Origin of the sequence: Streptomyces sp. NPDC001933 (assembly GCF_042890955.1) — a bacterium.
In the GTDB taxonomy this organism is placed as follows: domain Bacteria; phylum Actinomycetota; class Actinomycetes; order Streptomycetales; family Streptomycetaceae; genus Streptomyces.
Window position 1 is genome coordinate 444,724 of record NZ_JBIASS010000001.1, and the last position, 14,765, is coordinate 459,488.

13 protein-coding genes are annotated in these 14,765 nt (G+C 71.5%); 3 read left to right on the forward strand and 10 right to left on the reverse strand.

Annotated elements, in window-relative coordinates; genetic code table 11:
• Positions 1-4 precede the first annotated feature (4 nt).
• Both ACFYY7_RS01910 and ACFYY7_RS01915 read right to left on the reverse strand, forming a co-directional pair.
• Entirely contained in the window at positions 5-1,963 is a 1,959-nt protein-coding gene (locus ACFYY7_RS01910; RefSeq protein ID WP_388655764.1) for a flavin monoamine oxidase family protein, read from the reverse strand.
• A gap of 225 nt (positions 1,964-2,188) precedes the next feature.
• Positions 2,189-2,785 (reverse strand): TetR/AcrR family transcriptional regulator, encoded by a 597-nt coding sequence (locus ACFYY7_RS01915; RefSeq protein WP_388655765.1) that lies wholly within the window; start codon positions 2,783-2,785, stop codon positions 2,189-2,191.
• 152 nt (positions 2,786-2,937) lie between these two features.
• Between ACFYY7_RS01915 and ACFYY7_RS01920 the strand changes: the two genes are divergently transcribed.
• Entirely contained in the window at positions 2,938-5,409 is a 2,472-nt protein-coding gene (locus ACFYY7_RS01920) for a glycoside hydrolase family 3 protein (protein ID WP_388655766.1), read from the forward strand.
• 85 nt (positions 5,410-5,494) lie between these two features.
• On the opposite strand, the gene ACFYY7_RS01925 is transcribed toward ACFYY7_RS01920, so the two are convergent.
• Both ACFYY7_RS01925 and ACFYY7_RS01930 read right to left on the reverse strand, forming a co-directional pair.
• Positions 5,495-6,493 (reverse strand): aldose epimerase family protein, encoded by a 999-nt coding sequence (locus tag ACFYY7_RS01925; protein ID WP_388655767.1) that lies wholly within the window; start codon positions 6,491-6,493, stop codon positions 5,495-5,497.
• Between the two features lie 11 nt (positions 6,494-6,504).
• A complete protein-coding gene (locus ACFYY7_RS01930; protein WP_388655768.1) occupies positions 6,505-7,413 on the reverse strand; it encodes an SGNH/GDSL hydrolase family protein in 909 nt (302 codons plus the stop codon).
• Between the two features lie 350 nt (positions 7,414-7,763).
• Here ACFYY7_RS01930 and ACFYY7_RS01935 point away from each other — a divergent pair, with 350 nt between their 5' ends.
• Positions 7,764-8,258 (forward strand): DUF3145 domain-containing protein, encoded by a 495-nt coding sequence (locus ACFYY7_RS01935; RefSeq protein ID WP_266733228.1) that lies wholly within the window; start codon positions 7,764-7,766, stop codon positions 8,256-8,258.
• 185 nt (positions 8,259-8,443) lie between these two features.
• Here the strand turns inward: ACFYY7_RS01935 and fabF are convergent, their stop codons facing one another.
• From fabF to ACFYY7_RS01960, 5 genes are all read right to left on the reverse strand, one after another.
• Complete coding sequence (gene fabF / locus ACFYY7_RS01940) at positions 8,444-9,706, reverse strand: beta-ketoacyl-ACP synthase II (protein ID WP_376315662.1); 1,263 nt, start codon at positions 9,704-9,706, stop codon at positions 8,444-8,446.
• A gap of 77 nt (positions 9,707-9,783) precedes the next feature.
• Positions 9,784-10,032 carry an acyl carrier protein gene (locus ACFYY7_RS01945; protein WP_266733232.1) on the reverse strand — a complete coding sequence of 83 codons (249 nt, stop codon included), beginning with the start codon at positions 10,030-10,032 and terminating at the stop codon, positions 9,784-9,786.
• 63 nt (positions 10,033-10,095) lie between these two features.
• Complete coding sequence (locus ACFYY7_RS01950) at positions 10,096-11,097, reverse strand: ketoacyl-ACP synthase III (RefSeq protein WP_388655771.1); 1,002 nt, start codon at positions 11,095-11,097, stop codon at positions 10,096-10,098.
• Between the two features lie 11 nt (positions 11,098-11,108).
• The gene (locus tag ACFYY7_RS01955; protein ID WP_388655773.1) at positions 11,109-12,023 is read right to left on the reverse strand and encodes an ACP S-malonyltransferase; all 915 of its coding nucleotides are present in this window, start codon (positions 12,021-12,023) and stop codon (positions 11,109-11,111) included.
• Between the two features lie 89 nt (positions 12,024-12,112).
• A complete protein-coding gene (locus tag ACFYY7_RS01960) occupies positions 12,113-13,312 on the reverse strand; it encodes a helix-turn-helix domain-containing protein (protein WP_351251378.1) in 1,200 nt (399 codons plus the stop codon).
• A gap of 117 nt (positions 13,313-13,429) precedes the next feature.
• Here ACFYY7_RS01960 and ACFYY7_RS01965 point away from each other — a divergent pair, with 117 nt between their 5' ends.
• Positions 13,430-14,086: a pirin family protein gene (locus ACFYY7_RS01965; protein WP_388655775.1), complete on the forward strand. Its 657-nt coding sequence runs from the start codon at positions 13,430-13,432 to the stop codon at positions 14,084-14,086.
• Positions 14,087-14,105: 19 nt separating this feature from the next.
• On the opposite strand, the gene ACFYY7_RS01970 is transcribed toward ACFYY7_RS01965, so the two are convergent.
• The gene (locus ACFYY7_RS01970) at positions 14,106-14,507 is read right to left on the reverse strand and encodes a hypothetical protein (RefSeq protein WP_388655777.1); all 402 of its coding nucleotides are present in this window, start codon (positions 14,505-14,507) and stop codon (positions 14,106-14,108) included.
• Positions 14,508-14,765 lie beyond the last annotated feature (258 nt).

Here is a 14,765-nt window from a genome sequence, read left to right on the forward strand (position 1 = left end):
CGGGTCAGCCGGTGTGCACCTCCAGCGCCGACCTGACCGCGGACTCCAGCGCCCCCTCGATCCAGGCCGGCTTGATCGAGGTGTGGCAGCCGGCGAAGTGCAGCGGCCCCTCGACCGACCGCACATCGGCGAAGAGTTCGGTGTGCTGGCCGGGCAGCAGCACCGACGCCTCGCCGTACGCGTACGGGTCACGCATCCACGACTGGGTGGCGCCGACGCCCGTGTAGAACACCTCGACGCGCTGCCCGTACACGTCCTGCACCCCGCCCAGGGCGTGCGGATAGCGCTCGTCGTCGTCCAGCGAGTCCCACTTCAGTGCGTCGTCGGCCCAGCTGTACGAGGCGAGGACGACCCCGCCCGCGCTGCCCTCGACCGGGTGGGAGGGCTGGAACATGAAGCGGTTGGGGTTGTCGGTGACCGATCCACCGCCGATGACGTGCGCCGCCTCGGGCTGGTTGCGGGCGGTGGCCCGGTACGCGGCGTAGTGCACCCGCTGGTTGGGCGGGAGATGGCCGGGCGGTACGGAGGGGTGGGCGCCCAGCAGTGAACCGTCGGCCGGTGCCTTGCCCAGCCGGTAGGCGTCGTACAGGCCGGGCTTGATCTTCTCCAGCTCGGTCTTCCACTCCTTCTCCTCGAACTCCCACCAGCGGCGGCTGAATTCGAGCAGCACCTTGGTCGCCGCGTCGTAGTGGATCTCGGTGATCGCGCGCCGCTTGCCGTACGAGAGCAGGGGCGTGACGGGGATGTGGCGCAGCCCGGAGAACGGCACGGTGATGATCGCCCGGTCGCCGGTGAACTTCTGGCGCACCAGCGGCTTGCCGTCGCGGCCCTCGGAGATGGTCTCCACCTCGACGCCGTCGGGGCCGTAACTGATCCTGGTGGCCCGGCGGTCCAGCCGCACCAGGTCCTTGACCCGCTTGTACATCGCGTCGGCCAGGGTGGCCGTGCCGTCCGGCAGCTCGTAGAACGCGGTGTCCGGGCTGATCAGGGAGGCCCCGATGAAGCTGTGCACAAAGGCGAGATGGAGCCGGGACGTGAGGTTCTCGACCGTGCCGATGAGGTCGATGGTGCGCTCGTCGAGCTTGGCCGCCTCGGTCAGGAAGCGGAACATCGACCAGTGCCCGTACTTCTGGATCACCCGGGCCCAGCCCTCGACGAGCTCCCGGCCCTCCTTGCCCTCGAACTCCTCCCGCACGGGCTTGAAGGCGTCCCGCACGATCGACGCGGCGGTCTTGTTCTCGAACTGGGCGGGCACCCCGAACGAGCGGTTGATCGCCCGGGGCTTCGCCGCGTAGTCGGCCTTGCGCATCCGGACGCCGTTGACGTGGATCCAGGTGTGGTTGACGGGCCGGCCCTCGGCGTCGACGTCCACCAGGTAGAAGCGGCGGCGCTTCAGACCGAAGCTGTCCATGAGGCCGGTGACCAGCGGATGGCTGTCGGGGATCCGCATCGCGCCGGCCTCGGCGTACTGCTTCGGGTCCGCGAACGGCGCCTTCGCGTTCTCGTGACCGCCCTTGCGGAAGGTCTTGATCCGGCCGCCGACGCGGTTGCCGTTGGCCTCGATGACGGTGACGGTGTGCCCGGCGCTGCGGAGCAGATGGGCGGCGGTGAGCCCGGCCGGCCCGGCGCCGACGATCAGCACCTTCTTCGGGGTCTTGCGGCTGCGCGGCAGGCCCTTGGAGAGCAGGATGTCGCGGTAGAGGGGGACCAGCGGCCGGTCGTGTTCGTCGCGTACGAGGATGGCGCGGGCGATGTTCAGGCAGGCGTCCCAGTCCGAGCCGGTGGCCGCGGGGGCGAGCGCGGTGCCGGAAGCGGCGGCGGTTTCGGCGGCGCCGGGCGCGGTGGCGCTCGCGGTGCCGGAAGCGGCGGTGACGGCCAACGCGGCGGCACCGGCGGTGGCGCTCGTGATCAGGGTGCGTCGGGAGGGCAGGCCGGAGGACGATCCGGCGGGCTTGGAAGTCATGCGGCAACCCTGGGGCGCGCCGGGGGGTGCCCTGCGCCCGGACGCGCGTAGACCGTCCCGAAATCACCCGCAGGGGGCGCTCATTGATCAAGTTCCGCCCTGCGTCGCCGCAGGTCATGTCATGATTGCCGGTTCTTCAAATCCCTTGGTCCGGCTCATGGTTGAGGGTTCCCGGAGCCTCCGGTCCGGCTCATGGGCGAGAGGTCCCGGAGCCCTCGGGCCGGCTCACGGCCGGGGGGTCTCCGGCGCACCGGACCCGGCCGGCCGCAACAGCGCCAGGAAGTCCCCGAACGCCGCGGGCATGTCCACCGAATCCGGGTCCAGCAGCCACTGGTACTGGAGCCCGTCCAGGACCGCCACGAGCAGCGGCGCCGCGCGCTCCGGGGTCAGCCCGCCCGGCAGCCGGTCGCCGTACTCCGCGCGCAGTATCGCCGCCATGCTCGACCGGACCTGGGTGTAGCGGCGGGTGAAGAACTCCCGCGCGGGATGCCCCTCCGTCACGCTCTCGCCGAGCAGCGCCGAGAACGTCTGGACGATGCCGGGCCGCATCGCGTTGTACTCCACCAGCGAGGCCAGCAGCTCGATCCGCCAGACGCCGTCGCTCCTGGTGCCGCCCCCGGTGTCCCACTGGTCGCGCTCCTCCAGCACGGCGACGAGCAGCGCCTCCTTGGTCGGGAAGTAGTGCAGCAGCCCCTGCTGGCTGAGGCCGACCCGCTCGGCGACGGCGCTCAGCGAGGCGCCGCGGTAGCCGCGCTCGGCGATCACTTCGAGCGTGGCCCGGACGATCTCCGCCCGGCGCTCGGTACTTCTGGCCCGCACCATCTCCCCGGCCCCTTTCGGCGCTTCATCGGTCCCGCACTGGGGACCGTACGTCATCCCCGAAAATCACAGAAAGATAACGAAACCTACTGCTCTACCTGTGATGGGGTCAGTATGGAGGCATTCAGTCCAGAATCCGACGAGGAGGAACGGCCGTGGCAGACGCGTCCACACCCACCAACCCCGATGCGGCCCGCGAGGCCGTGGTCGACGCGGCGCTCGCCGCGCTGGGGCTCGACGACAAGGCGCGGCTGCTGGCCGGCCAGGACATGTGGTCGCTGCCCGCGCTCCCGGCCGTCGGGCTGGGCTCCCTGGTGATGTCCGACGGGCCGATCGGGGTCCGGGGCGTGGCCTGGAGCGCCGACGACCCGTCCGTCGCGCTGCCCTCGCCCACCGCGCTGGCCGCGACCTGGGACCCGGCGCTGGCCCGCCGGGCCGGCCGGCTGCTGGCCCAGGAGGCCCACCGCAAGGGGGTGCAGGTCCTCCTCGCCCCGACCGTGAACCTCCACCGGTCCCCGCTCGGCGGGCGCCACTTCGAGACGTACAGCGAGGACCCGTACCTCACCGGCGAGATCGGCACCGGCTATGTGCTCGGGGTGCAGGACGGCGGGGTCGGCACGACGGTCAAGCACTTCGTCGCCAACGACGCCGAGACGGACCGCTTCACCGTCGACAACATCGTCGCCCCGCGCACCCTGCGCGAGATCTATCTCGCCCCGTTCGAGCGGATCGTCAAGAACGCCCACCCCTGGGGCATCATGGCCGCCTACAACCGGGTCAACGGCTCCACCATGACCGAACACCGCTACCTGCAGAACGCGGTGCTGCGCGGCGAATGGGGCTTCGACGGCTACATCGTCTCCGACTGGCTGGCCGCCCGCTCCACCGTCGCCGCCGTGGGCGGCGGCCTCGACGTCGCGATGCCCGGCCCGAAGACGGTGTACGGCAAGGCGCTCGCCGACGCCGTGCGGGCCGGTGAGGTCGAGGAGTCCGTCGTCGACGGCGCCGTACGCAATGTGCTGCGGCTGGCCGCCCGCGTCGGCATCCTGGACGGCGCCCCGCCCGTCGTCGCCGAGGCCGCCCGCCCCGAGGCCGTCGACGGCGAGGCGCTGGCCCGCGAGATCGCCCGCCGCTCCTTCGTCCTCGTACGCAACGAACGCGCCGCCCTCCCGATCGACCCGGCGGCCGTCCGCAAGGTCGCGGTCAGCGGCGCCCTCGCCCGGGACGCCCGGGTCCTCGGCGGCGGCTCCGCCCAGGTCTTCCCGCAGCACATCGTCTCCCCGCTCGACGGCCTGATCGCCGCCCTCCCCGAGGGCGTCGTCGACTACCGCGTCGGCGCCGACCCGAACACCGAACTCACCCCCGCCGAGAAGGGCTTCGAGTTCAGGGCCGTCTGCTACGACGAGGCCGGCACCGTCATCGGCACCGCACCGCTGCGCGGCGGCACCGTCCAGTGGATCGGTGACGACCTCCCCGAGGGCGTCACCCGCGCCACGCTGCACACCGTCGAGATCACCGGCACCTTCGTCCCGCGCGACAGCGGTGAGCACGTCTTCGGCACCCGGGGCACCGGCGCGCTGACCCTCACCGTCGCGGGCGAGACCCTGTACGACGAGATCCACCGGGTCACCGGGTCCGCCGACCCCGGCGAGGCGTTCTTCGGCAACCCGCTGGAGCGCGGCCGGATCGCCCTCACCGCGGGCGAACCCGTCGAGGTCTCGCTGCGGCAGGTCCCCGAGACCCTGGGCGACGACCAGCCGGTCCTCGGCGTCTCGTTCTCGCTCTGCCACCTCGGCCCGCGCCGCGACCCGCAGGAGCTGATCGCGGAGGCCGTCGAGGCGGCCCGCGCCGCCGACACCGCGATCGTGGTCGTCGGCACCACCGAACGCGTCGAGTCCGAGGGCTTCGACCGCACCGACCTGAAGCTCCCCGGCAACCAGGACGACCTGGTCAGGGCCGTCGCCGCCGCCAACCCGGACACCGTCGTGATCGTCAACTCCGGCTCCCCGGTGGAGCTTCCGTGGCGCGACGAGGTCGCCGCGGTGCTGCTCGGCTGGTTCCCCGGCCAGGAGGCCGGCCACGCGCTCGCCGACGTCCTGCTCGGCGCGGACGAACCGGGCGGGCGCCTCCCCACCACCTGGCCGGCCGCGCTCGCCGACGTCCCGGTCTCGAACACCGCCCCCACCGACGGCGAACTCCACTACGACGAGGGCGTCTTCGTCGGCTACCGGGCCTGGGAGAAGGCCGGCACCGCGCCCGCCTACCCCTTCGGCCACGGACTCGGCTACACCACCTGGGAGTACGAGAGCCTGGAGACCGGACCGGACCGTGCCACCGTCCGCGTCCGCAACACCGGCACCCGGCCCGGCGCCGAGACGGTCCAGATCTACCTCGCGCCCCAGGACGACACCGCCGACCGCCCGGCCCGCCGGCTGGCCGGCTTCGCAAGGGTCGAGGCGGCGCCCGGCGAGAGCGCCGAGGCGGTGATCGCGCTGGACCGGCGCGCCTACGAGATCTGGGACGAGCAAGCGTACGGCTGGGTCCTCGTCCCCGGCACGTACGAGGTGCAGGCGGCCCATTCGCTCGGCGACGTACGCCGGACGGCCACCCTGGACATCAAGGAATAACGGCCGGCCGGCAGGGGAGCGGGGCGCCGGTCCCGCCCCCTGCCGGCGAATTCCAGCGGCGGCGCCCCGCCCCTGCCACGCCCCGTCAGCGCACCGAGAACCCGTACACGGTCGTCGAGACGAACTCCTCGCCCGGCCGCAGCACCGTGCTCGGGAACTCGGGCCGGTTCGGGGAGTCGGGGAAGTGCTGGGTCTCCAGCGCGATCCCGGCGCACGGCCCGAACGGCCGCCCGTCGAAGTGGTCCGCCGTGTACAGCTGGAGCCCCGGCTCCGTCGTTGTCACGCTCAGCACGCGGCCCGAGGCCGCGTCGTACAGCTCGGCCGCCGGACCCGTTCCCGCCGCGTCCAGCACGAAGTTGTGGTCGTAGCCCGCGCCGACCGGGCGCGGCTCACGGAAGTCGAACCGGGTCCCGTCCACCGGCAGGAACTCGCCCGTGGGCAGCGATTCTTCGTCCGCCGGGGTGATTCGCCCGGCCGCGATCCGCAGCGTCTGCCCGAGCGCGCTGCCGCTGCCGGCGCCCGCGAGGTTCCAGTACGTGTGGTTCGTCGGGTTCAGCACCGTCGGGGCGTCGGTCGTCGCCCGGTACGTGATCCGCAGCGTCCCGCCCTCGTCCAGGGTGTAGGCGGCCGACACCGACAGACGGCCCGGGAAGCCCTCCTCGTCGTCCTCGGAGACCAGCGACAGCTCGACACCGTCCGCCACCTCCCGCGCCCGCCACACGCGCTTGTCGAAGCCCACCGCCCCGCCGTGCACCTGGTTGCGGCCCTCGTTGGCCGTCAGCCGGTGCGTGTGCCCGTCCAGCTCGAAACGGGCCCCGCCGATCCGGTTCGCGTACCGCCCGACCAGCGCGCCGAAGTACGGGCCGGTGAACTCCTGGTACCCGGCGAGATCCGGCAGCCCGAGCGCGATCCCCGCCCGCGCCCCGTCCCGGTCCGGCACCTCGACCGACTGCACGACGCCGCCGTACGTCAGCACCCGCACCCGCGTGCCGTCCCGCTCCAGCGTCCAGCGGTGCACCCGGGTGCCGTCCGCGAGGGTGCCGAACTCTTCCGTACGCATCGCCGTGCCCGGACCAGTGACCATGATCACGAAGCCTACGCGGGGGGCCGGTCCGCGGTGACATTGCGGTAGGCGATCTCCGCCAGCCGCGCCTGCCCGTCGCGCCCCGGATGGAACCAGTCCCACTGGCTGAGCTGCTTGCCGGTGAACGGGTAGTCGAAGACCGCCCCGCCGTCGTACCGGCAGCGCAGGTCCTTCGCACAGACCTCATGGAGCACCTTGTTGTACGCCACGACCCGCTCCTGCACCGAGGCGCGCCGGGCCATCGCGGGCGCGCGCATGTCGTCCGCGTCGCCCAGCATCGACTGGCAGATCCCCAGCTTCCAGATCTGCTTGCCCAGCGGGTTGCCGCGCCCCGTCTCCCAGAGCCGCTTGAGATCCGGCACGCTCGACACGTACACCTGCGCCTTGGGTGCCCCGGCACGCAGTTGACGCATCGACGCCTCGAACGAGGCACGGAAATCAGCCACCGGCGTCATGTACCGGGCCGAGTCCCGGCAGGCGTCGTTGGCGCCGATCATCACCGTCACCAGATCCGGCTTCTCCTTCGCGGCCGACGCCATCTGCTCCGGCAGCTGTGCGATCCGGGCCCCCGTCTCGGCGTGGTTCCAGCTGCGCGAGGCGGCCCCCGACGCGCCCAGCAGCCGCACGGCGAGGCTGCGCACCCCGCTGTCGGTGCCGGTCGCCCAGGAGACCTCCGGGCAGTCCGCCAGCACCGAACAGGCGTCGAAACCGCGGGTGATGGAGTCGCCGACCGCGGCCACCGAACCCGGCTCGCGGTCCCAGACCGGACCCGGCCTGGGAGAAGGCTGCGCGGCCGCCCCCTTCGTCGTCCCCGGCGGGCCGGAGTCACAGCCCGTCAGAACGGCCGTGCCGAGGACCGAGACCGCCGCAAGGACGGCGGCCGAGGTACGCGAACGGCGGCGGGCGGAACGATCCTGCATCCCTTGGTCCCCTCGGTTATGCCCCCGGCAACCCCTGGTGGCAACGGTCGGAAGGCCCGGCCGCTCCAGCGAGTGAAAGCTGAACGGATGATGGGCCCGGGACCGACCGTACGTCACACCTGGGCCCCCGCAGCGCGGTAGCTTTTCCTCGTCGAACCAGCGGCGCTTTCCCCCACCTGGCTCCACTCGGGTGGCTTTCAGGAAATCACATCACGTCACATACTGTCCCTTTTCAGGAGTTTCACCCCGATGCTGTTTACTGATGACAACCTCGGGATCCGGCCGAGAAGAGACGGTACGGTCGCGATGCAGCTGGGGAAGGCGAACCTCGTCCCACACTGGAGGTCCCGGTGACGACACGTGGAGTTCTGTACGTTCACTCCGCACCGCGCGCGCTCTGTCCCCATGTCGAATGGGCGGTGGGCGGCGTCCTCGGTGTGCGGGTCCAGCTCGACTGGATCCGGCAGCCCGCCGCGCCCGGCACCTGGCGCTCCGAGTTCTCCTGGCAGGCCCGCGCCGGTACGGCGTCCAAGCTCGCCTCCTCGCTGCGGGGCTGGGACCTGCTGCGCTTCGAGGTGACGGCGGAGCCGAGCCCCACGTCCGAGGGCGAGCGCTACAGCTCCACGCCCGGCCTCGGCATCTTCCACGCCGTCACCGGCATGCACGGCGACATCCTGGTCCCCGAGGACCGGCTGAGGGCCGCGCTGGCACGGTCCGCGCGGGGCGAGAGCGAGCTGGAGGCCGAGATCGCCAAACTGCTCGGCAAGCCCTGGGACGACGAACTGGAGTCCTTCCGCCACGCGGGCGAGGGCGCGCCGGTGCGGTGGCTCCACCAGGTGGTGTGACGCCGCCTGCGGCGCGCCTGCCCTCCTGCCCGTGGCCCTTCCCGCGAGCGGGAGCAGGAATCAGCCCCTCCGGCGATCGAGGAGCGGGGTCCGGGGCGGAGCCCCGGGAGCGCCCCGCGCGACGCACGATGCCGCCTCCCCCACGGGGAAGGCGGCATCGTCGTACCGGGGCTGCGGACCGCAGGTCAGACGCTGCGGAACGCCAGGACCACGTTGTGCCCGCCGAACCCGAACGAGTTGTTGATCGCGGCGATCGAACCCTCCGGCAGCGGACGCGGCTCGTCGCGCACGATGTCCGCCTCCACCGCCTCGTCGAGGTGCTCCACGTTGATCGTCGGCGGAGCCATCCGGTGGTGCAGCGCCAGGACCGTCGCGACGGTCTCGATGCCGCCGGCGCCGCCGAGGAGGTGACCGGTCATCGACTTCGTCGCGGAGATCGCGACATGGTCGAGGTCGTCGCCCAGGACCTTGCGCAGCGCCTTCAGCTCCGCGACGTCGCCCTGCGGCGTCGACGTGGCGTGCGCGTTGAGGTGCACGACCTCGGACGGCTTGAGGTCCGTCTGGTCCAGCAGGTTCTGCATCGCGGCGGCGATGCCGCGCCCGGTGGGCTCGGGCTGCGCGATGTGGTGGGCGTCCGCGGACAGACCCTGACCCAGCACCTCACAGTAGACCTTGGCGCCACGCTTCGCGGCGTGCTCCGCGGACTCCAGGACGACGACCCCGGCGCCCTCGCCGAGCACGAAGCCGTCACGGCCGGTGTCGTACGGACGCGATGCCTTCTGGGGCTCGTCGTTGTTCTTGGACATCGCCATCATGTTGGCGAACGCGGCGATCGGCAGCGGGTGGATCGCCGCCTCGGTGCCACCGGCGAGGACCACATCGGCACGGCCGGCGCGGATCATCTCGACGGCGTACCCGATCGCCTCGGCGCCCGAGGCACAGGCGGAGACCGGGGTGTGGACACCGGCCTGGGCGTTGACCTCGAGACCGACGTTGGCCGCCGGGCCGTTGGGCATGAGCATGGGCACGGTGTGCGGGGAGACGCGGCGTACGCCCTTCTCCTTCAGCACGTCGTACTGGTCGAGCAGGGTGATCACGCCACCGATGCCGGAGGCGATGACCGAGCCGAGCCGCTCGGGCTGGATCTTCTCGTCCTCGCCGGCCTTGCCGGTGAAACCGGCGTCCGCCCAGGCCTCACGGGCCGCGATCAGCGCGAACTGCGCCGAGCGGTCCAGCTTGCGGGCGAGCGGGCGGGGCAGGACGTCGCCCGGATCGACGGCCGCGAGGGCGGCGATCCGGACGGGCAGTTCGGCGAAACGTTCGCCCTCGAGAGGCTTGACGCCGGAACGACCGGCCATCAGACCTTCCCAGGTCGACGCCGAGTCGCCACCCAGCGGAGTGGTTGCGCCGATACCGGTGACGACCACGGTGCGATTGGTCGAGTTCACTGGAAAATCTTCTCCACGTGTAGAGGGTCGTGAATCAGCGGCGCCACCGCCGGGTGGCGACACAGAGCCGGGCCGGATCAGCCCTGGTGCTTGAGGATGTACTCGGCAGCGTCGCCGACGGTCTTGAGGTTCTTGACGTCCTCGTCGGGGATCTTGACGTCGAAGCGCTCCTCGGCGGCGACGACGACCTCGACCATGGACAGCGAGTCGACGTCCAGGTCGTCGGTGAAGGACTTGTCCAGCTGGACGTCCTCGACCGGGATACCGGCGATCTCGTTGACGATCTCGGCGAGACCCTTGACGATCTCTTCCTGAGTGGCGGCCATGTTGGCGCTCCTTCGATGTTTATCTGCAGGTTGGGGCTTGCGGGCCGAAAAGGCCTGGTGTGCCTAGGGGAGGGTAACGACCGTCGCGGCGTAGACGAGACCCGCCCCGAAGCCGATGACGAGCGCGGTGTCGCCGCTCTTCGCCTTTCCGGTCGCCAGGAGCCGCTCCATAGCGAGCGGAATCGAGGCGGCGGAGGTATTGCCGGTGGTCTCCACGTCGCGGGCGACGGTGACGTTCTCCGGCAGCTTCAGGGTCTTCACCATCGAGTCGATGATCCGCATGTTGGCCTGGTGCGGAATGAAGACGTCCAGGTCTTCCGGGGAGATCCCGGCCGCGTCCAGCGCCTGCTGGGCGACCTTCGCCATCTCGAAGACGGCCCAGCGGAACACCGCCTGGCCCTCCTGGGTGATGGCCGGGAACTTCTCCGGGCGCTCGGCGTGGAACTCGTCCCACGCCACCGTCTGCTTGATGGTCTCGGACTTGTCGCCCTCGGAGCCCCAGACGGTCGGTCCTATGGCCGGCACCTTGGACGGGCCGACGATGACCGCGCCGGCGCCGTCACCGAACAGGAAGGCCGTCGCGCGGTCCTCCTTGTCGGTGAGGTCGCTGAGCCGTTCCACGCCGATGACCAGCACGTACTCCGCGGAGCCCTCGACGACCATGCCCTTGGCGAGGGTCAGTCCGTAGCCGAAGCCCGCGCAGCCGGCCGAGATGTCGAAGGCGGCGGGCCTGCCCGCGCCGACCAGGTGGGCGATCTCGGTCGCGATGGCCGGGGTCTGCTTGAAGTGCGAGACGGTGGAGACGATCACGGCGCCGATCTGCTCGGGCGTGATCCCGGCGTCGGCGATGGCCTTGCCGGACGCCTCCACGGACATCGCGGCCACGGTCTCCTCCTCGGAGGCCCAGTGGCGGGTGGCGATGCCGGAGCGCGAACGGATCCACTCGTCGGACGAGTCGATCGTCTCGAGGATCACCTCGTTGGGCACCACGCGGGTCGGGCGGTAGCCGCCGACCCCCATGATCCGTGCGTACGGGGCGCCCTTGCTGGGCTTGATCTTCGACATGCTCGGGCTCCTTAGACGCCCGCGTGCTCGGAGATGAGCTCGCGTGCCGCGTCGAGGTCGTCGGGGGTCTTGAGCGCGAGCGTCTTCACACCGGGCAGTGCGCGCTTGGCAAGGCCCGTGAGGGTTCCGCCGGGGCATGCCTCGATGAGAGCCGTGACGCCCAGCTCCTTGAAGGTCTCCATGCACAGGTCCCAGCGGACCGGGTTGGCCACCTGGCCGACCAGCCGGGAAATGACCTCGTCGCCGGTGGCGACGGCCTTCCCGTCGGCGTTCGAGACATATGTCACGGCCGGGTCGGCGGGCCTCAGCTCCGCGGCGGCCTCGCGCAGCCGGTCGACGGCGGGGGCCATGTGGTGCGTGTGGAAAGCTCCTGCGACCTTGAGGGTCACCACGCGGCGCACGCCCTCGGGCATGTCCTCGGTCAGCGCGGCGATCTGCGCGGCGGTGCCCGCGGCGACGATCTGGCCGGCGCCGTTGACGTTCGCCGGGGTCAGCCCGAGCTTCTCCAGGTGCGCGACCGACACGTCGGGGTCGCCGCCCAGCAGCGCCGCCATGCCGGTCTCGGTGACCGCGGCGGCCTCGGCCATGGCGAGCCCGCGGGTACGTACGAGACGCAGCGCGGCCTCGTCGTCGATGACTCCGGCGTAGGCCGCAGCGGTGACCTCGCCAACGCTGTGACCTGCAACGACGTCCGGCGACACATTGAGCGCGGCAGCGGAGAGCAGACCGGCGGCCACCAGCAGCGGCTGCGCCACCGAGGTGTCACGGATGTCGTCCGCGTCGGCCTTGGTGCCGTAGTGGACGAGGTCGAGCCCGATGGCGTCCGACCACTTCGCGATGCGGTCGGTGGCACCGGGGAGGTCGAGCCAGGGAGTCAGGAAGCCGGGCGTCTGAGCGCCTTGGCCGGGAGCGACGAGTACGAGCACCCTCACACTCTCTCTTGTGAACGGTCCCGAAGACCCGTGGGGACAGGGACGAAGAACCGTATGGGGAATTGTTGATGTCCGACAAAAGTCTAGGACTGAGGATCTCTCGCGGCCAAGCGCCCCAGAATCAGGGCGATCCGCAGAGTGAATGCCGAGCGGACATCGGACGGTGACCATCCGGTGACGTCTGTCACACGTCGGAGCCGGTAGCGCACGGTGTTCGGGTGGACGAAGAGCATTCTGGCCGCGCCTTCCAGGCTGCTCGCCTGTTCCAGATAGACACTCAGCGTCTCCAGCAGCGCGGAGCCCGCTTCTTCCAGCGGTCTGTAGATCTCCTCCACCAATTGGTCCCGTGCGGCGGGGTCGCCCGCCATCGCGCGTTCCGGCAGCAGATCGTCGGCGAGAACCGGCCTGGGCGCGTCCTGCCAGGCGCCGCACGCCTTGAGCCCGGCGGCCGCGGCCTGCGCGGACCGGGTGGCCGCCAGCAGGTCCGGCACCACCGGGCCGGCGACGACGGGACCGGCCGCGTACGGTCCGATCAGCGCCTTCGCGACATGGATCGGGCTGTCGCTGCCGCCCGCGATGACCACCAGGCGGTTGCCGAGCACCCCGGTCAGGACCTGGAGCTTGGCGTGCCGGGCGGCCCGCCTGATCGCCTCCACCGTCAGTTCGCTGTCGCCGTCCGGGGCGGTGCCGAGCACCACGCAGACGTGCTCGGGGGAGTTCCAGCCGAGCGCCGCCGCGCGCGACACGGCGCCCTCGTCGGCCTCGCCGGACAGCACCGCGTTGACGACGAGCGATTCCAGCCGGGCGTCCCAGGCGCCGCGCGCCTCGGCGGCCTGCGCGTACACCTGGGCGGTCGCGAAGGCGATCTCCCGGGCGTAGACGAGCAGCGCCTCGCGCAGCACCGACTCGTCGCCGGGCGCGGCGACCTCCTCGATCGCGGCCTCCATCACCTCGATCGTCGTCCGCACCATCTCGACGGTCTGCCGCAGGGTGATCGCCCGGGTCAGCTCGCGCGGAGCGGTGCCGAACACATCGGTGGAGATGGCCTGCGGGGTGTCCGGGTGCCGGAACCACTCGGTGAACGCCGCGATACCGGCCTGGGCCACCAGTCCGATCCAGGACCGGTTCTCCGGTGGCATCGCCCGGTACCACGGCAGCGACTCGTCCATGCGGGCGATCGCGTTCGCGGCGAGCCGGCCGGAGGACTGCTCCAGCCGTTTCAGGGTCGCGGCATGCAGGTGGGCGTCGTTCGCAGCGGGCTGCTCAGGATCGGGTCGGGGCACGGAGACAAGATTGCCTTATCGGGCGACGTGCACGGAGGGCCGGGGCGACCGCGGTGTCGTACCGGCGGGTAGCGGTCGGGGGACCGGGCCGCGCGCCGGCCCGGCTACCGTGGGCGGGTGATTTCCGTACACCGCGCCGAGGACCGCTTCCAGGGCGGGGACCAGGACGCCGGCATCCTGTCCCGGCATGCCTTCTCCTTCGGCAGCTTCTACGACCCGGACAATCTGCGCTTCGGCGCGATCCTGGCGTGCAACTCGGAGCGGCTGGAGAGCGGTGCGGGTTTCGAGGAACACCCCCACAGCCACACGGAGATCGTCACCTGGGTCGTCGAGGGCGAGCTGACCCACCGCGACTCCACCGGCCACGCCACGGTCGTACGGCCCGGTGACCTCCAGCACCTCAGCGCCGCGTCCGGCGTGCGTCACGTCGAACGCAACGACGGCGACGCCCCGCTGACGTTCATCCAGATGTGGCTGGCCCCGCTGGAACCGGGCGGCGAACCCTCGTACACGATCGTCCCCGGCATCGCCGACTCCACCCCGTACGCCCTCCCGGCGGCCGGTGCGCTGCTCCATGTGCGCCGGCCGGGCGCGGGGGAGCGGGTGGTGGTACCGGACGCGGCGCGGGTGTACGTCCATGTGGTGGCCGGGGGCGTACGGCTCGGCGACGAGGAGCTGGAGCCGGGCGACTCGGTGCGGATCACCGGCGAGGAAGGGCTGGAGCTGGTGGCGGAGGGGGCGGCCGAGGTGCTGCTCTGGGAGCTCGGCGGCTGAGGGCGGGCAGGGGTACGGGCTACGCCTTCGGGGTGCCGGTGAGCCTGTCCAGCTCGCGCATCGCCTCGGAGTGGGCGCTCATCCGGCGGCTCACGCTGCCGCTGGTGAAGAGCGCCACGCCGACGACGGACACCGGCAGGGACAGCCCGAGCGCGGCCACCGCCTCGGGCCAGTCGCGCTCGTCCGCGCAGTAGTCCCCGCGCTGCAAGCCCTGGTTGGCCGTGCCGTACTCGGTGAACAGCCGCGACTGGCACTCCGCCGGGTACTTGTCGTCGGGCTCCTGGTCCACCTCGTACGGCGTCAGCAGCAGCACGGCGCACCAGACCCACAGCAGCCCGGCGAGGGACAGCAGACCGATGCCCCAGGCCCGTATCCGGGTGGCCCGGTCGCGGAAGTCGAGGTCGTACTCACGTGATCGCATGGCGGACGAACCTAGCAGCGCCCGTCCCACCGGCCGTCGGCAGCAGTGGTTCCTGGGCCATCGAACTCCATGTGAGTGCCGCCATGCCCGCCCCCGGGTACCGGAATCGGGGGGTTTCCCCGCCCCGACTGCGGGGGCGTCCCGCACCCGCGCAGGTGGTGCCCGAGCGAGATTCATCCCAACTCGTATGCGTACCGAGCGAATTCCCCCTGGTTCGGTTCTGCACCACCAGACAACTCGCCGCCCTCCTGGGCATCG